Origin of the sequence: Dickeya sp. MK7, from assembly GCF_000406305.1 — a bacterium.
GTDB classification, from domain to species: Bacteria; Pseudomonadota; Gammaproteobacteria; order Enterobacterales; family Enterobacteriaceae; genus Dickeya; species Dickeya fangzhongdai.
This window is the reverse complement of the sequence record NZ_CM001984.1, coordinates 3,964,491-3,985,446: the sequence shown is the minus strand read 5'-3', so window position 1 is coordinate 3,985,446 and position 20,956 is coordinate 3,964,491. Positions and strand designations below refer to the sequence as shown.

The following is a 20,956-nucleotide window of genomic DNA, read 5'->3' as shown; positions in this document are numbered from 1 at the left end:
AAGCCCGAACCCCGGATAATCCGAGGTTCGGGCTTTTTGCGTATGGCATGCTCGGTATTGAACAACGAACCGGGGCTAGCCGATGTACTCCAGCCGGGTGCGGCTGGTCAGGCGGGTAATCAGTTCATAAGCGCTGATGCCGGTGCAGGCGGCGATTTTTTCCACCGGCAACGGACCGCCCCACAAAATCACTTCATCGCCGACCTTGTCCTGCGCGTCCGGTCCCAGATCGACGGTAATCATATCCATTGAAACCCGGCCGGACAGCGGCACTTCACGGCCGTTGATCCACACCGGCGTGCCGCTTTTGGCGTCGCGCGGATAGCCGTCGCCGTAGCCAATCGCCACCACGCCCAGCCGGGTATCGCGCGGGCTGCTCCAGGTACTGCCGTAACCGACCGGCTCGTTTACGTGGTGCTCGCGCACCGCAATCAGGTGCGAAGTCAGAGTCATTGCCGGTTTGAGCTGCCACTGGCTGGCGTCGCCCTGCGCCAGCGGCGAGACGCCGTACTGGATAATGCCGGGGCGGATTTGGTCGCGGTGAGCTTGCGGCCACAACAGAATACCGCCGGAGGCGGCGATAGACTGGCGGCCCGGTTTGTCTTGCACAAAGGCGTCGAAGCAGTCGAGCTGACGCTGAGTGGTGCCCGCTTCCGGTTCATCGGCGCGGCAAAAGTGACTCATGATGTTCACCGGTTGCACCACGCTGGAGCAGGCGCTCAACCGGGCGTAAAAGGCTTCGGCCTGTTCCGGCAGCACGCCGAGGCGGTGCATGCCGGTATCGAGCTTCATCCACACCGTCAACGGGTGCGGCAGGTGCGCCTGCTCCAGCGCCGCCAGCTGTTCTTCGCAGTGCACGGCGGTTTCCAACTGGTGTTCGGCCAGCAACGGCAGCTCGTCAGCGGCAAAAAAACCTTCCAGCAGCAGGATGGGTTTGGTGATGCCGACGGCGCGTAACGCCAGCGCTTCGCTGAGGCGGGAAACGCCGTAACCGTCGGCGTCGGAAAAGGCGCGGGCGGCTTCCACGGCGCCGTGTCCGTAGGCGTTGGCTTTGACTATGGCGATCAGCCGGCTTTGCGGGGCCATCTGCCGGATACATTGCAGATTGTGGCGCAAAGCCTGACGATCAATGACGGCGGTTGCCGTTTTCATTCTGAGTCCTTAGTGCGTTTATTCGTCATTGACGGTTATTCATTATCGACGGTTATTCATTCATCGACGGTTATTCATCGTCATGCGGTTATTCATCGTCATGTGGTTATTCATCGTCATACTGTGGCCCGGCGTAATTATCGAAACGCGACCACTGCCCGTTAAAGGTCAGGCGAACGGAGCCGATCGGCCCGTTACGCTGCTTCCCTATAATGATTTCAGCGATGCCTTTCAGATCGCTGTTTTCGTGATACACCTCGTCACGGTAGATAAACATGATCAGGTCGGCGTCCTGCTCGATGGAGCCGGATTCACGCAGGTCGGAGTTGACCGGACGTTTATCGGCGCGCTGTTCCAGACTACGGTTGAGCTGCGACAGCGCGATGACCGGCACTTGCAATTCTTTTGCCAACGCTTTGAGCGAACGGGAAATTTCGGCGATTTCCAACGTTCGGTTATCGGACAGCGACGGCACCCGCATCAACTGCAGGTAGTCGATCATGATCAGACTCAGGCCATCGTGCTCGCGGAATACCCGGCGGGCGCGGGAACGCACTTCGGTCGGCGTCAGGCCGGAGGAGTCGTCGATGTACATGTTGCGCTTTTCCAGCAGCAGCCCCATGGTGCTGGAGATGCGCGCCCAGTCCTCGTCGTCGAGCTGGCCGGTACGGATACGGGTCTGGTCCACGCGCGACAGCGACGCCAGCATACGCATCATGATCTGCTCGCCGGGCATTTCCAGACTGAAGATCAGCACCGGTTTTTCCTGCGTCATGGCGGCGTTTTCGCACAGGTTCATGGCGAAGGTGGTTTTCCCCATTGAGGGGCGCGCCGCCACGATAATCAGGTCCGACTTTTGCAGGCCGGCGGTTTTCTTGTCCAGATCCTGATAGCCGCTGGAAACGCCGGTCACGCCGTCGTGCGGGCGCTGGTAAAGCTGTTCGATGCGCGAGACGGTGTCTTCCAGAATGCGGTCGATGCTTTTCGGCCCTTCATCCTTGCTGGCGCGGTTTTCCGCGATCTGAAACACGCGGGATTCGGCCAGATCCAGCAGGTCTTCGCTGCTGCGGCCTTGCGGATCGTAACCGGCGTCGGCGATCTCGTTGGCGACGGCGATCATTTCACGCACTACCGCACGTTCGCGCACGATGTCGGCATACGCGCCGATATTGGCGGCGCTGGGGGTGTTTTTCGCCAGTTCCGCCAGGTAGGCGAAACCACCGGCGGACTCCAGCTCGCCTTTTTGCTCCAGCGACTCCGACAGGGTAATCAGGTCAATGGGCTTGCTCATTTCCAGCAGGCGCTGCATCTCGTTAAAGATCAGCCGGTGGGCGCGGTTGAAAAAGTCGTTGGCGGAGACGCGCTCGGCGACGTTGTCCCAACGCTCGTTGTCGAGCATCAACCCCCCTAGCACCGACTGTTCCGCTTCGATGGAATGGGGCGGGAGTTTTAGCCCTTCTACCTGACGGTCGCGGGATTCTGCCGGTTTAGTTGGTTTTTTTTCTGCCATGAAACGCGTTCTTTACTGGTTGATTTACCTTTAGGGGTGGGAGCATTGTATATCCTAAACTCAGGAATGACATATGTCCGATGACATCACCGGGCACACACGATAGAGCGAGGAGATCATCATGGCAAAACGTATTCAGTTCAGCGACCACGGCGGGCCGGGGGTGCTGGAATATGTGGATTACACGCCGCGCGAGCCGGGTCTTAACGACGTTCAGGTGGAAAACCGCGCCATCGGCATTAACTTTATCGATACCTATTTTCGTTCCGGGCTGTATTCGCCGCCGTCGTTTCCCTCCGGTCTGGGCACCGAAGCGGCTGGCGTGGTGGTGAAAGCCGGGGCTAACGTAAAACATCTCAAGGTGGGCGACCGCGTGGTGTATGCCCAGGCGGCGCTGGGCGCTTACAGCGAACGGCATAATGTTCCGGCGGACAAGGTAGCGCTGCTGCCGGATGACATCAGCTTTGAGCAGGCGGCGGCCTCATTCCTGAAAGGGCTGACGGTGTATTACCTGCTGCGCCAGACCTATGAAGTGAAACCGGGCGAAGTATTTTTGTTCCATGCGGCCGCCGGCGGCGTTGGGTTGATTGCCTGCCAGTGGGCGAAGGCGCTGGGGGCGAAACTGATCGGCACCGTCGGTTCCGACCACAAGGCGGAACTGGCAAAACAGGCCGGCGCCTGGGCTACCATTAACTACCGCAAGGAAGATATCGTTCATCGGGTGCTGGAACTGACCCATGAAGAAAAAGTCTCGGTCGTGTATGACTCGGTGGGTAAAGACACCTGGGAAGCCTCGCTCAACTGCCTGAAGCGTCGCGGGCTGATGGTCAGTTTCGGCAACGCGTCCGGCCCGGTCACCGGGGTGAATCTCGGCATTCTTAACCAGAAAGGGTCGCTGTACGTTACCCGGCCGTCGCTGTTCAGTTACATCACCAATCGTCAGGAACTGGAGCAGGCTAGCCGTGAACTGTTCGCTCTAATTGCCAGCGGCGCCATCAGGGTGGACGTGCCGGACAGCCAGAAGTTCGCGCTGGAAGACGCCCGGTCCGCTCACCGCGCGCTGGAAAGCCGTAGTACTCAGGGGTCATGCCTGTTGATTCCCGGTTCCGTCTCTCATGGTTAAGTAACCTGAGAACGGTCGGAACAGGCGCCTTTCCCCGTGCTAAAACACAGGGAAAGGCGCACCCGCCACACCTTCTCACTTCCCCTTGCCGGTGTATTACTTATTAACAAAAAAGCCACAGAGGAATGTTTATTTTTTAACCTGCCGGCCGGTACGATGTGACCCATTGCGGATTATTTATAACGTCAACCATGCCCCGGAAAACCGGGCGAACGCACTGTTCCGTAGTCTTTTGCGTGCTGTCTTTTTAGCGTCTCATATCTCGTTTTTAGCGTCGTTATTTGCCATTCCTTCTCTCCTTATCTCTTCGGGATCACGATAGTCGCTTTTTCGCAGGTCACTTATCACCTGAGCAGGAAGGACATTGAGTATGAGATCAATCAGGCAACTGCCGGCGCCTCCGGCCAGAAGCATTCTCGGACATGTTGATTATTTAAAACGACCTGACATCCATTTGCAGATGCTGCACTGGAAAGAGCGCTATGGCCTTTTTTACCGGCTAAGACTGGGATTCACGCCGGCGATGGTGATCGCCGATTCAGAATGGATTCGTACCATAATGAAAGCCCGCCCTGACGATTTTCGGCGTAGAAGCAGTATTGAATCCGTTTTTCAGGAAGCCGGGTTGAACGGCGTTTTCTCCGCGGAAGGCGCGCGATGGATGCATCAGCGGAAACTGACGGAACCGATGTTTCAGCCTGCGCATCTGAAACATTTCTATCCCAGTCTCAGGAAAGTCACCGTGCGTTTATCAGAACGTTTCGCCAAATTGGCTGAAACCGGGGAAGTGGTTTCTCTGGTGGATGAATTTAAGCGCTATACGGTGGATATCACGTCGTTATTAGCCTTTGGCGAGGATATCAATATCCTTGAGCAGGGCGAGAATCCGCTATCGGAAAGTTTACGTCGCCTGTTCCCGGTGATTAATGAACGCTGTGGTTCTCCCATTCCGTTATGGCGCTATATCAAGATGGCGCGGGATAAGCAGTTTGATGTCAGCCTGAAGCTGATTCACGACCAGCTTAACGAATTTATTTGTCGTCAGCGGGAGCGAATCGAGCAGTCTCCCCAGCTCATGGATGCCCCTGAAAATATGCTGCAAATCATGATCGCAGAACAGCAGAAAGACGGGACGATGACGGACGCGGACATTCTGGCTAATGCGTTTACGCTACTGCTGGCGGGAGAGGATACGACCGCGAATACGCTTGCCTGGATGAGTTTTCTGCTTTGCTCTTCACCTTCGGTGGAGGCGCAGGTCGTTAGAGAGTGCCATCAGGCGACTGAGGAGGTGGGGACGGGACTTCCGTGGCCTTTGCCTCGCATGCCGTTGCTCACCGCCGTGATGTATGAGTCGATGCGGCTTAAACCGGTGGCGCCGCTGCTTTACCTGGAGCCGATCAAAGATACCGTCATTGCTGATTTCCTTATCAAAAAGGGAACGCCCCTTTTACTGATGCTGAACGCGAGCGGATTTGAAGAGGCTTTATTCCATCAGCCCGGTGATTTCATGCCTGAGCGGTGGCTTGAGCGCGGACAGGCGTCTTTTTCCGATCTGCAGCCATTTGGCGGGGGGCCGCGCATGTGCCCCGGACGATCGCTGGCGTTAATTGAAATCAAACAGGGATTTCATGCGCTGTGCAGCGGATTTCGTGTTGAAGCGCAACAACCCGCGTCGGACGTGATGGAGAGTTTTGCCTTCACCATGACCCCGACCGGTTTTCGCGTGAGGTTACATAAGCGACCTCAACCCGATACCGCCCAACATGAGGTTTGATATTGCAGTTTATTGCAATATGGGCTGTGTTTTTGATGGCTCTGCGGGTGGTGGAAAAGTCATGACATGGGGGATTTTTCTGTGCTGCGATAGAACCGGGTAATAATACCGACCCTCGACGAGTCGGCATTATTCCACAGGACGGCTGTTGCCATTACGCTAATTTCATCCACTGCATGTAGGGTACAGTGTGGTGCTCGTCACGAAGGTACCGCTGGGCGGCTATTATTTCCTGACGATGATGAATTAAAGGATCAGCTCGCACCTTAATGAAAAGGGCGAGCCAGATAGTGAGCGACATCCTAGCAGCCACGATAAGGAAAAAATATCTGCTGGCGCACAATTTTGCATCAGGCGCGGTATGCCCGTCATTTCCATCCGTTATGCAGATTTTGTTACTTTTCAGGTATTACCACTCACCGCCCCGGCGATGACGAAAGGTATATTTTTTACGGTAGCTGTAGCGGTGCACAGTGGATACCGGTCGATCCTGAAACCGCCGCCACAGCCATACTACGACGACCGCCAACAGCAGCCACGGCAGTACTTTTATCGCCACGGCGAACAGCCCGCCAATCAGCATAACCAGAGAGGCGACAACCAGCGCCGCCATTACCCCCAGCAGCGACACGCCGGTGACCAGCAGCATGATAAAAAAGCCGATAACGAAGAAAATTTCCAACATGGTGTGCTCCTTAGCCGTTAAACCGCGTCTTGCGCAGGGGAAAACATCGTTCATGACAAGAGCGGTATTACAAGAACCGTGCCAGAATGCGTCGCTGATAAGTTATTGATTTATCAGCGACAGGCAGAAGGGTGGGGATAGAAGGTTGGTCAAAAATACCAATAATTGGTTTTTTTCAGGCGATGTTAACCAGCGCCAGCGCGCGTTCCACCACGGCGGCATCCGCACCGGGCTTATGGGCATTTTCACTCAGGTAACGCCGCCACTGGCGCGCGCCGGGCACGCCCTGAAACAGCCCGAGCATATGGCGGGTAATGTGGCCTAACGATGCGCCGCCGGAGAGTTCGCGCTCGATATACGGGTACATCGCCCGCACCACGTCGGCCTGATCCGGCGCAATCGAGCCTGCGCCAAACAGTTCACTGTCGACCTGCGCCAGCATACCGGGGTTTTGATAGGCTTCGCGGCCCACCATCACGCCATCCACGTGTTGCAGGTGCTGCTGCGCCTCGGCCAGCGTTTTGACGCCGCCGTTAATCGCCAGCGTCAGCGACGGGAAATCGCGCTTGAGCTGGTAGACGCGCGGGTAATCCAGCGGCGGGATCTCGCGGTTTTCTTTCGGGCTAAGGCCGGACAGCCAGGCTTTGCGGGCGTGTACGATGAAGGTATCGCAGCCGCTCTGCTCGGAAACGGTACGGATGAAATCGCACAGAAATTCGTAGCTGTCCTGATCGTCGATGCCGATGCGGGTTTTGACCGTCACCGGAATGCCGACGCGTTCGCGCATCGCTTTCACGCAGTCCGCCACCAGTTGCGCTTCCGCCATCAGGCAGGCGCCGAAACGGCCGTTTTGCACGCGGTCGGACGGGCAGCCGACGTTGAGGTTGACTTCGTCATAGCCGCGCTGTTCCGCCAGCGCCGCGCATTGCGCCAGCGCCGCCGGGTCGCTGCCGCCGAGCTGCAACGCCAGCGGATGCTCTTCCTCGCTGTAGGCCAGATAGTCGCCCTTGCCGTGCAAAATCGCCCCGGTGGTCACCATCTCGGTGTACAACAGCGCGTTGTGACTCAGCAGCCGGTGAAAGTAGCGGCAATGACGGTCAGTCCAGTCCAGCATCGGGGCCACGCTAAAGCGGCCGTGCCAGAAGGTCTGGGGCTGGTCGGTGGCGAAAGCGGTTGGGGCTGGACTTGTCACGATACGAACTCACTGTCTGGCTGAAAATAAAGGGGCGTTATAGTAGCGTGATTTGCCGGTCTTTGGGAGGTCGGCGGCGGATTTTGCGTTTCCCGTGCAATTGCAATAAACTGATGTTGCAACTGCAACGAATCAGGAGGGAATTATGACAGCGCTGTTTACGCCGACCGTCCGTGTACTTGAGCACGAGGGGATCTTAGCCGCCCTGTCCCTCTCTTCTTCGCTGGTGCGGGCGCATGAACAGATCAGCGAAGGCTTACCGGTCAGCATCATCCGCGAAGCCGCCAATAAGGCGCAGCTGGATGAAGGTTATTTGCTGCGGCTGGTCGGCGTCGATCGCAGCACCTACCACCGCCGGTTGAAACATCCGGAGAAAACCTGGTCGGTGGAGCAGGGCGCCAGAATTTACGCCAGCGTCCGGGTGCTGGATGCCGCCGCCCGGCTGTTCGATCATGATTACGTCAAAGCCGTTGACTGGCTGAATCAGCCGGCTAAGGCGCTGGGTGGGCAACCGCCGGCCGCCATGTTGAAAACCCCGGCCGGCACCGAAGCGGTGCTGGATCTGATTGGTCGCATCGGCCACGGCGTCATCAGCTGATGGCGACGTTTTACCGCCTGGTAAAGCAGACATATGTGTCACAGGCGTTTGATGGCGCGGGCGCGAAACTGTACGGCGGGCGCTGGAACAACAAGGGCGTTCCCTGCGTCTATCTGGGCGGCACCATCGCGCTGTGCCTGCTGGAGACGCTGGTACATCTGAGGGAAGTGACCATGCTGCCGGCGTTTTCGCTGCTATCGGTGGAGGTACCCGATACACTGGTGATGGAATTAAGCCGGGATGCCTTGCCCGCTGACTGGCAACAGGATCCGCCGCCGGACGCCACCCGGCAGATCGGCGATGAGTGGCTGGCGTCGCGCGTCAGTCTGGTGCTGAAAGTGCCGAGCACGCTGACCGGCGAATGGAACGCGCTGTTCAACCCTGAACACCCAGAGGCGCAGCAGGTGTTATCCACGCTGCAGGTGGTGCCGTTCTATTTCGATTCCCGCCTGTTGTAGTTCCGGCGGTCTTCCTGTCCCCTGCGTGGCCTACGGGTCACGCTTCCACATCAATATACAACGCGTCATAGCGCCAGTACTCGCAGTCGCAGTCGATGATGCGGTCGTGCTGATCGCGGTTGATGCGGGTGATGAACAGCGCCGGACTGCCGGGCGCGAGTTTTAACGCCGGGGCGGCCACCGGCGGCAGCGGCGTCGGCAGCATGGTGAAACGCACCCGGCCGTAACGAATGTCGTATTGCGACTGGTAAAGCTGGGTGAGCGAGCGCGTCAGGTCGCTCTTCAGCAGATCCGGGAACCAGGCCGGGTTCAGGTAGTGTTCCACATACAGCACCGCGCGCCCGTCGAGGCGCCGCAAACGGCGGATACGGTAGATATCCGCGCCTTCCTCCAGCTCCAGATGACGGGCGATCGCCGCATTCGCCGTGATGACGCCGGCATCCAGCACCTCGGTGGCGGCTTTACGCCCCTGTTTTTCCGCCATTTCATGAAAGTGACTTCTGTGCAGCGGATTATAGCTAAGCCGCGGCGGTGAGATGAACCAACCGCGCCGCAGTTCACGATAGATGATGCCCTGCGACTCCAGCAGGGTGAGCGCTTCGCGCAGGGTAATGCGGGTAGTGGAAAACTGCTCGCTGAGCGCCCGTTCGGACAGCAGCCGCCCGTGGGCGAACTCGCCCCGGCGAATCCGTTCGAGCAGCGCATCGGCAATCTGGGCGACGGCGGTTGGTTGTATTTTCATCATCGTTAGAGCCTTGATGTTGTGCAGCCTGCACCATAGCAGGGATTGTTGACTATCAGGTTGCATGTCTGTCGGGATGATGCAAATCCCAAGCCGACGGGCGTTAGAGGCCGCCAGCAGGCGCTTGCAGACCGGCGCTGAAACCTTTTCGTCATGCTGCCGACATGAAAACTTCATCGCCGTGTGCTGAATTGGCGTACTTATTGCTGGACTAGACCAGCAGAGTATCAGACCAACAGCGTATCACTCCCCTTCCTATGGAGCATAATGATGAAAAAATTGTTGTCTTCTGTATTAATCAGCAGCGCGTTGTTTTCGACCGCGGTCATGGCGCAGGATCTGGCGGCGCTGGAAAAAGCCGCCCGCGCCGAGGGCGAAGTTAACAGCGTCGGCATGCCGGACAGCTGGGCCAACTGGAAAGATACCTGGGACGATTTGAGCGCCAAATATGGCCTGAAACACAGCGATACCGACATGTCTTCCGCGCAGGAGATCGCCAAGTTCGCCGCCGAGAAAGAGAACGCCAGCGCGGATATCGGCGACGTGGGCGTGGCCTTCGGCCCGGTAGCGGTGCAGAAAGGCGTGAGCCAGCCGTACAAGCCGACCACCTGGGAACAGGTGCCGGACTGGGCGAAAGACAAAGACGGCCACTGGGCGATGGCCTACACCGGCACCATTGCGTTTATCATCGATAAACAGCAGGTAAAAGACATTCCGCATAGCTGGGCGGATCTGCAAAAAGGCAAATACGTGGTGACCATCGGCGACGTCGGCACCGCGTCCCAGGCCTCCAGCGGCGTGCTGGCGGCCAGTTTCGCGCTGGGCGGCAACGAGAAGAACCTGAAACCGGCGCTGGATTTCTTCGCCAAACTGGCGAAAGAAGGCCGCCTCGGTCTGACCAACCCGGCTATCGCCAATATCGAGAAAGGCGAAGTGCAGGTGGGCGTGGTGTGGGACTTCAACGGCCTGAACTACCGCGACAAGATCAACAAGGATCGCTTCGAGGTATTGATCCCGTCTGACGGTTCGGTGATCTCCGGCTACACCACCATCATCAACAAATACGCCAAACACCCGAACGCCGCCAAACTGGCGCGCGAGTACATCTTCTCCGACGCCGGTCAGATCAACCTGGCGCGCGGCTACGCTCGCCCGATCCGCGCCCAGCACATTACCCTGCCGGATGACGTGAAAGCCAAGCTGCTGCCGCAGGAACAGTATAAAAACGCGCATCCGATCGCCGACGCCGAAGCCTGGGACAAGACGGTGAAAGCGCTGCCGCGTCTGTGGCAGGAAAACGTCATCATCAACATGAAGCAGTAACGGCGCAGGCGGGAGCACGGGATGAAAACGATTCTGGTGATACTGGACGGGCTGAGCTTTCAGGTCGGACGCGAGGCAATGGGCTACCTGCAGGCGGAGTGCGCCGCCGGGCGCGGTTGCCTCTACCAACTGGAGTGCGAGCTGCCGTCGCTGTCGCGCCCGTTGTATGAGTGCATTCTCACCGGCGTGACGCCGGTGCAGAGCGGCATTATCCACAACGGCGTCGACCGGCTGAGCCGCGAGCGCGGCATTTTCCATTACGCCCGCGACGCCGGCCTGACTACCGCGGCGGCGGCATATCACTGGGTCAGCGAGCTGTACAATCGCACGCCGTTTGACGCGGCGCGCGATCGTCATACCGTCGAGCCGTCGCTGCCGATCCAGTACGGCCACTTCTACCATGACGACAGCTATCCCGACTCCCATCTGTTTGAAGACGCGGAAAGTCTGCGCCTGCGTTACCAGCCGGACTTTCTGCTGATTCACCCGATGAACATCGATGACGCCGGGCACCGCTACGGCCTGTCGACCCCGCAGTACCGCAACAAGGCGCGCATGGCGGACGGCTACCTGTCGCACTGGATGCCGCGCTGGCTGGAGGAGGGGTATCAGGTGCTGGTGACCGCCGATCACGGCATGAATGACGACCGCAGTCACGGCGGTATTTTGCCGGAAGAGCGTCAGGTGCCGCTGTATGTGTTCGGCGACGGTTTCTCGCTGCAACCGGATGCCGCGCCGCAACAAACCGAGCTGTGCGGTACGGTGTGCCAGCTGCTTGGCGTGGCGCATGACAAGCCTGTGAGCCGCAATTTACTGATAAAAGGCACCGCGGAGGGGCGAGCGTGAGGAGTCGATGGCTGGCGGCGCTGGTTCTGCTGCCGTTTTTTGCGGTGTTTATCGCGTTTCAGATAGCCCCGTTGGTGTGGATGGCGATCAACAGTTTTTACAGCGACATGGAAAGCGCCTGGGGGCTGGCGAACTACCGTGACCTGCTGACGTCGCCGTTCTATTTGCAGGCGATGCGCTTTTCGCTGGATATCTCGTTCTGGTCGAGTTTGTACGGCCTGTTCATCGCGCTGGTCGGCGGCTATTCGCTGCAACAGCTGGGGGAAGGGCGAATCAGGCGCTTGGTGATGTCGTTCGCCAATATGACCAGCAACTTTGCCGGCGTACCGCTGGCGTTCGCCTTCGTGATCATGCTGGGGCTGAACGGTTTTATCACCCTGTTGCTCAAGCAAAACGGACTGATCGACGGCTTTAATCTCTATTCCCGCGACGGGCTGATCCTGATTTATACCTATTTCCAGATTCCGCTCGGCATCCTGCTGCTCTATCCGGCCTTCGACGGGCTGCGCAGCGAATGGCAGGAGTCGGCGGCGCTGCTGGGCGCCAGCCGCTGGCGCTACTGGCTGCATATCGGCATTCCGGTGCTGGCGCCGGCGTTGCTCGGCACCTTCGTCATTCTGCTGGCGAATGCGCTGGGGGCGTACGCCACGATTTACGCGCTCACCACCGGCAATTTCAACGTGGTGCCGATCCGCATCGCGGCGCTGGTCTCCGGCGATATCTCGCTGGACCCGAATCTGGGCAGCGCGCTGTCCATGCTGCTGGTGCTGCTGATGGCGCTGATTACCGTCGCCCACCAATCGCTGCTACGCCGGAGTTACCTCCATGCTGCCCGCTAATTCTGTCGTCGGAGGTCGCGATGTCCCACGCTGAACGCCGTTATCACCTGCTGGTGGTCTGGCTGATATTACTGATTCTGATGTTGCCGCTGCTCTCCACGCTGGTTTACGCGCTCGCCACCGAGTGGGGCGCGACCATTCTGCCGCAGGGATTGACCCTAAAATGGTTTACGCAACTGTGGAGCGACGGCCGTTTTCTGGTGGCGCTGGGTCACTCGCTGCTGATCTGTTTCGGCGCATTGCTGTTTTCGTTGCTGTTGGTGTTGCCGGCGATGTTCGTGATCGCCTGGGCGTTTCCGAAGCTGGACGGGGTGATGAACGTGCTGATTTTGCTGCCGTTCGCGGTGCCGCCGGTGGTGTCGTCGGTGGGGCTGTTGCAGCTTTACTCCGCCGAGCCGCTGGCGCTGACCGGCACCCCCTGGATTCTGATCGGCTGCTATTTCACCATCGCGCTGCCGTTTATTTATCGCGCCATCGCCAACAACATGCAGGCCATCAATTTGCAGGAATTGCTGGACGCGGCGCACCTGCTCGGCGCCAGCACCTGGCAGGCGGCGCTGTGGGTGGTGCTGCCCAACCTGCGTAAAGGGGTGATGATTGCCGTCCTGCTGTCGTTTTCGTTCCTGATCGGCGAGTTCGTGTTCGCCAATCTGCTGGCGGGCACCAACTACGAAACCCTGCAGGTGTACCTCTACAACAAACGCAACGACAGCGGGCATTTCACCAGCGCGCTGGTGATCTCCTATTTTCTGGTGGTGCTGCTGGTGACCTGGCTGGCGAATGCGCTTAACCGCAATCAATGAATCAAGCAATGAGTAAAAAGGGACACGCTGAACATGGCCTACCTTGACGTCATCAATCTGAATAAACACTACGGGCCGACCAGAGTGTTTCAGGATATCCAATTTTCGGCCGATGAAGGCGAGTTCGTCACCCTGCTGGGGCCGAGCGGCTGCGGCAAGTCGACGCTGTTGCGCTGTCTGGCCGGGCTGACGTCGGTGGACAGCGGCCAGATTCTGTTGCAGGGCCGCGACATCGTGCCGCTGTCGCCGCAAAAGCGCGATATCGGCATGGTGTTCCAGAACTACGCGCTGTTTCCCAATATGACCGTCGAAGGCAATGTGGCTTTTGGCCTGAAGATGCAGAAACTGCCGGCCGGCGAGATTCGCGCGCGGGTGGCGGAAGTGCTCGCCCTGGTGGAATTGGGCGACTACGCCCGCCGCTATCCGCATCAGTTGTCCGGCGGCCAGTGTCAGCGCGTGGCGCTGGCGCGCTCGCTGGTGACCCGCCCGCGTCTGCTGCTGCTGGACGAACCGCTGTCGGCGCTGGATGCGCGTATTCGTCGCCATCTGCGCGAGCAGATCCGCCGTATCCAGCAGGAGCTGAACCTGACCGCCATTTTCGTCACCCACGATCAGGAAGAGGCGCTGACGTTATCCGACCGTATCGTGCTGATGAACAAGGGCGAAATCGTGCAGAACGGCGACGCCGAATCGCTCTACACCCAGCCGGCCAGCCTGTTCGCCGCCGGGTTTATCGGCAGCTATAACCTGCTAAGCGCTGAGCAGGCGATGCGCCTGACCGGCGGACGTTTTTCCAGCCAGGTGGCGCTGCGCCCGGAATCGGTGCTGCTGTGCGCGCCGGAACAAGGGCTGGCCGGAGAGATCGTCGGTCACAGCCTGCTGGGCAACGTGGTGCGCTATCGGGTGCGCATCAGCGAGGTGGAGCTGTCGGTGGATGTGCTCAACCGCTCGGTGGCCGATTTACACCCGGCCGGCAGCCGGGTCGGGGTGCAGATCGATCTCAGCGCGCTGCGTGAGGTGGCGTAAAGGGGGATTTGCTTTAAACCGGGTCGTGCGCCAGCCAGTGCTGCAACCGGGCGGGAAAGCCTTCGGCGAAGGCGATCAGCTGTTCGGTGAATTGCTCCACCAGTGATGAGGCCGGGCGGTGCAGCGGGCGAATCAGGCTGACGGTAAACGGCACCTCGATGCTGAAACGGCGCACCGCCACCGCGCCGCTGCTGGCGTAATCCACCGCCGTCAGCGGATTGACGATCGACAACCCGACCCCGGCGCGCACCATCGCGCACACCGAGGCGGCGCTGTGGGTGTCCAGCACCAGCCGCCGCGTCACGTTCGCCTGCTCAAACTGCTGGTCCAGCAACTGCCGGTAACTGTCGGTACTGGACAGGCTGACGAACGGCTGGTCGCGGAAATCCTCCGGCGTCAGCACCGCTTTGCGCGCCAGCGGGTGGCCGATGGGCAACACGCAAACTTCATTCAGCTCCATCAGCGTCTGTCGTTCTGTTCCGGCAGGCGTATTCAGGTTTTCCGTCAGCCCCAGATCGTGGCGCTGCGCCGACAGCCACTCTTCCAGCAACGGCGATTCCTGCGGGATGACGTGCAGGTTGAGCGCCGGATAGCGCGCCAGCAGCGGCTGACATACCTCGGGCAGCAACGACTGGGAGAACACCGGCAGACAGGCCACCGATAACGGCGCCTGCCGGAACTGCCGGATATCGCGCGCGGCGTTGATGATGCGATCCAGCCCGTAATAGGAGTGCTGCACTTCGTCGAACAGCTGCAACGCTTGCGCGGTAGGGTGCAACCGCCCGCGCAGGCGCTCAAACAGCGGCATCTGCACCAGATGTTCGAAGCGCGCCAGCTCGCGGCTGACCGTCGGCTGCGAGGTATTGAGCAGCGCAGCGGCTTCCGTCAGGTTGCCGGTGGTCATGACCGCGTGAAAGATCTCGATGTGGCGCAGGGAAATATCAGCCATCTGTCCCTCTTTTGTTCGGGTTTCCCATATCAGAAATGAATAGAGTCTGCGAAAAAGGATATTTGTATTATAGGTTGCAGGCCAGCACAATTTCGGCATCTGATAACGCCACGGTACGATATCCATGCCACATGACCTGAATGACTTTTCTCACGCGCTGAACGCCCAGAGCCTGCGTGCGCTGCCGGAACGCTTTGGCTGCCCGCTGTGGGCCTACGACGCCGAGACCATCATTGAGCGCATCGGTCAGCTGCGCCAGTTCGACACGATTCGTTTTGCGCAGAAAGCCTGCTCCAACCTCCATATTCTGAAGCTGATGCGCCAGCAGAGCGTGAAGGTGGATTCCGTGTCGCTGGGCGAAATCGAACGCGCGCTGGCGGCTGGGTTCGAGCCGGGCACCGACGCGCATGAGATCGTGTTTACCGCCGATGTGCTGGATGAAGCGACGCTGCAACGGGTGCACGAGCTGAACATTCCGGTGAACGCCGGTTCTATCGACATGCTGCATCAATTGGGCGAGCGCTCGCCGGGTCACCCGGTGTGGCTGCGTATTAATCCGGGGTTCGGTCACGGTCACAGTCAGAAGACCAACACCGGCGGCGAAAACAGCAAACACGGTATCTGGTATGCCGATTTGCCGCAGGCGCTGGAGGCGCTGGGCCGTTACCGTCTGAAGCTGGTGGGCATCCACATGCATATCGGCTCCGGCGTTGATTACGGGCATCTGGAGCAGGTGTGCGACGCGATGGTGCAACAGGTGCTGGCGGTCGGGCAGGATCTGGACGCCATTTCCGCCGGCGGCGGGTTGTCGATTCCCTATCGTCATGGCGGCGAGCGCATTGATACTCAACACTATTATGGGCTGTGGAACCGGGCGCGGGAGCAGATCGCCGCTCATCTGGAGCATCCGGTCACGTTGGAAATCGAACCGGGGCGGTTTCTGGTGGCGGAGTCCGGCGTGCTGGTGGCGCAGGTGCGCGCGGTAAAAGACATGGGCAGCCGTCACTTTGTGCTGGTGGACGCCGGGTTCAGCGACCTGATGCGCCCGGCGATGTACGGCAGTTATCATCACATCACCCTGCTGCCGGGCGACGGGCGCGACCTGAGTCAGTCCGCGCTGCGCGACACCGTGGTGGCCGGCCCGCTGTGCGAATCCGGCGATGTGTTTACCCAGCAGGCGGGCGGCGGGGTGGAAACGCTGGCGCTGCCGCCGGCGCAGGTGGGCGATTATCTGGTGTTCCATGACACCGGGGCTTACGGCGCGTCGATGTCTTCCAACTACAACAGCCGCCCGCTGATTGCCGAAGTGCTGTTTGAGCAGGGTCAGCCGCGGTTGATCCGCCGTCGCCAGACGCTGGACGAGCTGCTGGCGCTGGAGCGGGTGTAACCGCGCTGCGCTGATTCAGCGCGCGTGCGGCCCCTTCGCTACTGAAGCGCGCAGTTTCAACTCGCCGGTAAACGGGGCGATCGGTTTGACCGATTCGCCCTCGCACAATTTCAGCGCCTGGGAAATAGCGGCGCTGATCATCTCTTCAATCGGTAAATACACCGTGGACAGCGCCGGGTTCAGGTAAGGGGCGCTGGGGATATCGTCAAAACCAAATAGCGACACGTCTTGCGGCAACCGTTTACCGGCTTCGAGCAGCGCTTTCATCGCGCCGATGCACATATCGTCGTTGCTGGCGAAGATAGCGGAAAAACCGGCGTCATGCGCCAGCAGTTCGCGCACCGCCTGATAACCGCCGGGCACCAGATTGTCGCCGTTGATGACCCGCAACGGGTCATAGGGGATGTGATGATGGTCCAGCGCCTGTCGGTAACCCGCCAGACGCGCGCGTGCGGTCGGGGTGTTGATCGGTCCGGTGATGCAGGCAATTTCGCGGTGCCCTTGCTGCACCAGATAATCAATCAACTGAAACACCGCCTGCTGTTGTTCGAACCAGACGCAGCGGTCAGGCGCCATCGGCAGGTGGCGGTTGATGACCACGATCGGCACCGTGGATTGCTCCAGCAGCGCCATCAGCGCCGCGTCGGACATGTGGCGGGTATAGAGCACAATGGCGTCGCAGCGGCGATCGGTCAGCAGTTGCACCGCCTGTTGTTCGTCTTCCGGCGTGTCGTGGCCGTCGGTAACGATCAGGTGCTTGCCGCTGGTTTCGGTGCGTTCCGCCGCCCGGCGCAGCAAACGGCCGAAATAGGGGCCGTCGAAATTGGATACCACCAGGCCAAGGCTGTTTGAGCTACGTTGCGCCAGCGATCGCGCCAGAAAGTTGGGGCGATAGCCCAATTCTTCCATCGCTTTGAACACGGCATCGCGTGTGCTTTGCTTCACCTGACCCGTACCGTTCAGCACCCGTGATACCGTTGCTTTGGATACGCCGGCATGCCTTGCCACATCAAGCATGGTCATCATGGTTTGCACCTTCCCTGTTTTTACCGAAGTCTGTCACAGAGTTGTTATCAATCTTTGTCACATACTAGCACACTGGCACAGCGTCAGTGGGGCAGGCGCAGAATATCTCTCTGCCGGCGCGGCGTCGTCAGGCAGACGGGCGCTCAAACAGTTCTTTGCGCAGCAGCACCAGCTCTTCGGCCAGATCGTGGCATAACATGGCGGTCATCAGATGATCCTGCGCGTGCACCATGATCAGATTGACCGGCACCTTGCCTTCGCCTTCATCCAGCCCGATCAGCCGGGTCTGGATAAGGTGGGCCGCTTTCGCCGCTTCCTTCGAGGCCTGCAACTGTGCGTCGGCCTGCGCCCAGTCCTGCCCGCGGGCGGCCTGAATCGCCATCATGGCGCTGGAACGGGCTTCTCCGGCGTTGATCAGTAACTCCATCACGGTCTGTTCCATATCGAATTCCATCGCATTGTCCTCTTGGTATGCCAAATTTGATGTTTTCCATGTTATTGGAATTCCAATATTGGCTTGTGAGAACAATGTCACAGAAAAATTATTCATTTGTTTTATTTTTTGGCATGCCAAACGCGAAAGCGCTGAACCTGCCGTCCATTCTTCCGCGCGTAACGGCCACTACGGGGGCGATAGCCCCTGATAACAACAACCCCTGAAAATGCAGGTAAATCAAAGAGGTGGAGTTATGTCATTCAAGGATCAGGCCATCGATTCATTGGGATCGTTCGCCAACCAGTTCAACAGCCTGAGATACATCATGGCGATCAAAGCCTCGTTCATCACGCTGATGCCGGTGATCATCGTGGGCGCGTTCTCCGTGCTGATTTCCAATATGGTGCTTGACCCCAGGAACGGACTGGCGAGTTTCGCCATGTTCTCATTTCTGGCGCCGCTCAAGCCGATCATGAGCGGCATTAACTATGCCACGCTGAACTTTCTCACCATCGGCGCCGTGTTTCTGATCGGCATCGAGCTGGGGCGCATCAACGGCTCCCGCGGGCTTTTCCCCGGCTTGCTGGCGGTGATCTGCTTCATTTCCATCACTCCCACCACCATCGATATGGTGATCAACGGACAGACTTTGCCGGTGAAAGACGTGCTGGCGCGCCAGTTTTCCGACACCAAAAGCCTGTTCCTCGGCATGTTTATCGCCATTCTGTCAGTCGAAATCTATTCGAAGCTGGAGTCGGTGGACCGGTTGCGCATCAAGATGCCGGACAGCGTGCCGCCGAATGTGTCGGCGTCGTTTTCGGCGTTGATCCCGGCGATCATCACCGTGACGCTGGTGGCGACCTTCGGTTTTACCTTCCAGAAAGTGACCGGCATGTACCTGTATGACGCCATCTATATGGTGGTGCAGCAGCCGCTGGAGTCGGTGGTGCAGAGCCTGCCGGGGCTGTTGATCCTGATGTTCGTCGCGCAGCTGTTCTGGGTGATCGGTATTCACGGCAACCAGATGATCAAGCCGATCCGCGAACCGCTGCTGCTGGGGGCCATCGCGGTGAACATGACCGCGTTCGAGCAAGGCCACGAGGTGCCGAACATCATCACCATGCCGTTCTGGGACGTGTACATGAGCATCGGCGGGTCCGGCCTGACCATCGGTCTGCTGCTGGCGGTGATGATCGCCTCCAAACGCCGGGAGATGAAAGAGATCGCCAAAATCTCTTTCGGGCCGTGCGTGTTCAACATCAACGAGCCGGTGATCTTCGGCATGCCGATCATGCTCAACCCGATTCTGGCTATTCCGTTCATCATCACGCCGCTGGTGACCGGCACCATCGGTTACTTCGCCACCAGCATGGGCTTTGCCGGTAAAGCGGTGGTGATGGTGCCCTGGACCACGCCGCCCATCATCAACGCCTGGCTGTCCACCGCAGGCTCTATGGGCGCGGTGGCGACGCAGATTGTCTGCATCATCGTCGCCACCCTGATTTACCTGCCGTTCGTCAAAGTGGCGTCCCGTCGCGCCGAGCAGGCGCAGCGAGACGCGGAAGCCGAGCAGGTCAGTGCAGCGAAAAACTAGCGAATCGAAACACGAAGCGAATCGAAAAATGAAAGGGAGACAGGCATGAGCAAGGTATCAATGACCCTTCCCGAGGGCTTCATTCTGGGGGCGGCGGCGTCCGCCTGGCAGACCGAGGGATGGTCGGGTAAGAAAGCCGGGCAGGATTCCTATCTGGACTTGTGGTACAAGCGCGACCGTCAGGTGTGGCACAACGGCTACGGCCCGGCGGTGGCTACCGACTTCTACAACCGCTACCGCGAAGATGTGGCGCTGATGAAGCAAACCGGGCTGACCCATTTCCGCACCTCCATCAACTGGTCGCGCTTTATGCTGGACTACGAGAACGGTGTGGTGGATGAAGAATACGCCGCCTACATCGACAACCTGATCGACGAAATGCACCGGCAGGGCATCGAACCGATGCTGTGTCTGGAGCACTATGAACTGCCGGCGGTGCTGTTCGAGAAATATCAGGGCTGGTCGTCCAAACAGGTGGTGGAGTGGTTCGTACAGTACGCCGACGCGGTGTTCGCCCGCTATGCCGGCAAGGTTAAACGTTGGTTCACCTTCAACGAGCCTGTCGTGGTGCAGACCCGCGTCTATCTGGACGCGGCGCGCTATCCCTACCAGCAGGACACCGGCGTCTGGATGCAGTGGAACCATCACAAGAATCTGGCGACCGCCAAAGTGGTGCAGCTGTTCCGCGACAAAGGCTATCACCGGCAGGGCGGCAGCATCGGGGTGATCCTCAATCCGGAAGTGACCTATCCCCGCTCCAGCGCCGCGCACGATGTGGAAGCGGCGCGCCTGTATGATCTGTTCTACAACCGGGTATTTCTGGATCCGGCGCTGAAAGGCGAGTACCCGGCGGAGCTATTGGCGCTGCTGGAAAAACATCAGGTCAAATGGGATTACAACGAGGAAGAGCTGGCGATCATCCGCGCCAATACCGTGGATGAGGTGGGGATCAACCTCTACTACCCACACCGGGTCAAAGCGCCCAGTCGGGCGTGGAACAGCAGCACGCCGTTCCACCCGGCCTACTACTACGAGCATTTCGAGCTGCCCGGCCGCCGCATGAATAAGTCCCGCGGCTGGGAAATCAACCCCCGCATTATTTACGACATGGCGATGCGCCTGAAAGACGACTACGGCAACGTGCCCTGGTTCGTGTCGGAAAACGGCATGGGGATTGAAAACGAAGGGCAGTTCAAAGACAGCCGCGGCGTGGTGCAGGATGATTACCGCATCGCGTTCATCGCTGAGCACCTTTACTGGACGCTGAAGGCGCGCGAAGACGGGGCCAACTGTCTGGGCTACATGCTGTGGGCGTTTACCGACAACGTCTCGCCGATGAACGCGTTCAAGAACCGTTACGGCCTGATTGAAATCGATCTGGAGCACGACCGGCAGCGGCGGCCGAAGAAATCGGCAGGCTGGTTCCGTCAGGTGCGGGACAGCGGCGTGCTGGCGTTCGAACTGGACGATGAAGATAAATAAGGGGGAAA

Annotated in this window: 20 protein-coding genes; 12 read left to right on the top strand and 8 right to left on the bottom strand. The window is 59.2% G+C overall.

Translation table 11 applies throughout. From position 1 onward, the window contains the following. Positions 1-75: 75 nt before the first annotated feature. Positions 76-1,152 (bottom strand): alanine racemase, encoded by a 1,077-nt coding sequence (alr, locus tag DXXMK7_RS17280; RefSeq protein WP_038920142.1) that lies wholly within the window; start codon positions 1,150-1,152, stop codon positions 76-78. Positions 1,153-1,258: 106 nt separating this feature from the next. Further along, positions 1,259-2,662 (bottom strand): replicative DNA helicase, encoded by a 1,404-nt coding sequence (dnaB, locus tag DXXMK7_RS17275; protein WP_038665989.1) that lies wholly within the window; start codon positions 2,660-2,662, stop codon positions 1,259-1,261. A 121-nt stretch (positions 2,663-2,783) separates the two neighbouring features. Here dnaB and DXXMK7_RS17270 point away from each other — a divergent pair, with 121 nt between their 5' ends. Together DXXMK7_RS17270 and DXXMK7_RS17265 are read left to right on the top strand one after the other, a co-directional pair. Next, entirely contained in the window at positions 2,784-3,785 is a 1,002-nt protein-coding gene (locus DXXMK7_RS17270) for a quinone oxidoreductase (RefSeq protein WP_038920141.1), read from the top strand. Between the two features lie 370 nt (positions 3,786-4,155). Next, on the top strand, positions 4,156-5,562 hold the full coding sequence (locus DXXMK7_RS17265; RefSeq protein WP_038920140.1) for a cytochrome P450: 1,407 nt from the start codon (positions 4,156-4,158) through the stop codon (positions 5,560-5,562). A gap of 409 nt (positions 5,563-5,971) precedes the next feature. On the opposite strand, the gene pspG is transcribed toward DXXMK7_RS17265, so the two are convergent. Both pspG and dusA read right to left on the bottom strand, forming a co-directional pair. Further along, entirely contained in the window at positions 5,972-6,247 is a 276-nt protein-coding gene (pspG, locus tag DXXMK7_RS17255) for an envelope stress response protein PspG (RefSeq protein ID WP_038920138.1), read from the bottom strand. Between the two features lie 175 nt (positions 6,248-6,422). Then, entirely contained in the window at positions 6,423-7,439 is a 1,017-nt protein-coding gene (gene dusA / locus DXXMK7_RS17250) for a tRNA dihydrouridine(20/20a) synthase DusA (RefSeq protein WP_049842463.1), read from the bottom strand. A gap of 145 nt (positions 7,440-7,584) precedes the next feature. On the opposite strand from dusA, the gene DXXMK7_RS17245 reads away from it, so the two are divergent. Then, positions 7,585-8,037 carry an antitoxin Xre/MbcA/ParS toxin-binding domain-containing protein gene (locus DXXMK7_RS17245; protein ID WP_033569168.1) on the top strand — a complete coding sequence of 151 codons (453 nt, stop codon included), beginning with the start codon at positions 7,585-7,587 and terminating at the stop codon, positions 8,035-8,037. Then, entirely contained in the window at positions 8,037-8,495 is a 459-nt protein-coding gene (locus tag DXXMK7_RS17240; RefSeq protein ID WP_038666006.1) for an RES family NAD+ phosphorylase, read from the top strand. The genes DXXMK7_RS17245 and DXXMK7_RS17240 overlap by 1 nt, the downstream gene beginning before the upstream one ends. Before the next feature lie 37 nt (positions 8,496-8,532). Here the strand turns inward: DXXMK7_RS17240 and DXXMK7_RS17235 are convergent, their stop codons facing one another. Then, positions 8,533-9,240: a UTRA domain-containing protein gene (locus DXXMK7_RS17235; protein ID WP_038920135.1), complete on the bottom strand. Its 708-nt coding sequence runs from the start codon at positions 9,238-9,240 to the stop codon at positions 8,533-8,535. 267 nt (positions 9,241-9,507) lie between these two features. Between DXXMK7_RS17235 and DXXMK7_RS17230 the strand changes: the two genes are divergently transcribed. The 5 genes from DXXMK7_RS17230 to DXXMK7_RS17210 are packed head-to-tail and all read left to right on the top strand — an operon-like array spanning position 9,508 to position 14,074. Next, on the top strand, positions 9,508-10,560 hold the full coding sequence (locus tag DXXMK7_RS17230; RefSeq protein ID WP_038920134.1) for an ABC transporter substrate-binding protein: 1,053 nt from the start codon (positions 9,508-9,510) through the stop codon (positions 10,558-10,560). Between the two features lie 21 nt (positions 10,561-10,581). After that, positions 10,582-11,406, top strand: a complete 825-nt coding sequence (locus DXXMK7_RS17225; protein ID WP_038920133.1) for an alkaline phosphatase family protein — start codon at positions 10,582-10,584, stop codon at positions 11,404-11,406. Next, the gene (locus DXXMK7_RS17220; protein WP_038920132.1) at positions 11,403-12,245 is read left to right on the top strand and encodes an ABC transporter permease subunit; all 843 of its coding nucleotides are present in this window, start codon (positions 11,403-11,405) and stop codon (positions 12,243-12,245) included. Before DXXMK7_RS17225 ends, DXXMK7_RS17220 begins: the two co-directional genes overlap by 4 nt. A 20-nt stretch (positions 12,246-12,265) precedes the next feature. Beyond that, the gene (locus DXXMK7_RS17215; RefSeq protein WP_038666024.1) at positions 12,266-13,048 is read left to right on the top strand and encodes an ABC transporter permease; all 783 of its coding nucleotides are present in this window, start codon (positions 12,266-12,268) and stop codon (positions 13,046-13,048) included. 33 nt (positions 13,049-13,081) lie between these two features. Continuing rightward, positions 13,082-14,074, top strand: a complete 993-nt coding sequence (locus DXXMK7_RS17210; RefSeq protein WP_038920131.1) for an ABC transporter ATP-binding protein — start codon at positions 13,082-13,084, stop codon at positions 14,072-14,074. Between the two features lie 13 nt (positions 14,075-14,087). Here the strand turns inward: DXXMK7_RS17210 and DXXMK7_RS17205 are convergent, their stop codons facing one another. Then, positions 14,088-15,023 (bottom strand): LysR family transcriptional regulator, encoded by a 936-nt coding sequence (locus tag DXXMK7_RS17205; protein ID WP_038920129.1) that lies wholly within the window; start codon positions 15,021-15,023, stop codon positions 14,088-14,090. A gap of 124 nt (positions 15,024-15,147) precedes the next feature. Here DXXMK7_RS17205 and lysA point away from each other — a divergent pair, with 124 nt between their 5' ends. Then, on the top strand, positions 15,148-16,410 hold the full coding sequence (gene lysA, locus DXXMK7_RS17200; RefSeq protein ID WP_038920128.1) for a diaminopimelate decarboxylase: 1,263 nt from the start codon (positions 15,148-15,150) through the stop codon (positions 16,408-16,410). A gap of 15 nt (positions 16,411-16,425) precedes the next feature. Here lysA and DXXMK7_RS17195 read toward each other — a convergent pair whose 3' ends face one another. Both DXXMK7_RS17195 and DXXMK7_RS17190 read right to left on the bottom strand, forming a co-directional pair. Then, a complete protein-coding gene (locus DXXMK7_RS17195; protein ID WP_038666035.1) occupies positions 16,426-17,436 on the bottom strand; it encodes a LacI family DNA-binding transcriptional regulator in 1,011 nt (336 codons plus the stop codon). A 127-nt stretch (positions 17,437-17,563) separates the two neighbouring features. Next, the gene (locus DXXMK7_RS17190) at positions 17,564-17,890 is read right to left on the bottom strand and encodes a PTS lactose/cellobiose transporter subunit IIA (protein WP_038920127.1); all 327 of its coding nucleotides are present in this window, start codon (positions 17,888-17,890) and stop codon (positions 17,564-17,566) included. Between the two features lie 235 nt (positions 17,891-18,125). Here DXXMK7_RS17190 and DXXMK7_RS17185 point away from each other — a divergent pair, with 235 nt between their 5' ends. Together DXXMK7_RS17185 and DXXMK7_RS17180 are read left to right on the top strand one after the other, a co-directional pair. Beyond that, positions 18,126-19,466 carry a PTS sugar transporter subunit IIC gene (locus DXXMK7_RS17185; protein ID WP_038920126.1) on the top strand — a complete coding sequence of 447 codons (1,341 nt, stop codon included), beginning with the start codon at positions 18,126-18,128 and terminating at the stop codon, positions 19,464-19,466. 45 nt (positions 19,467-19,511) lie between these two features. Then, positions 19,512-20,948 carry a glycoside hydrolase family 1 protein gene (locus DXXMK7_RS17180; RefSeq protein WP_038920125.1) on the top strand — a complete coding sequence of 479 codons (1,437 nt, stop codon included), beginning with the start codon at positions 19,512-19,514 and terminating at the stop codon, positions 20,946-20,948. The last annotated feature ends 8 nt before the right edge of the window (positions 20,949-20,956 follow it).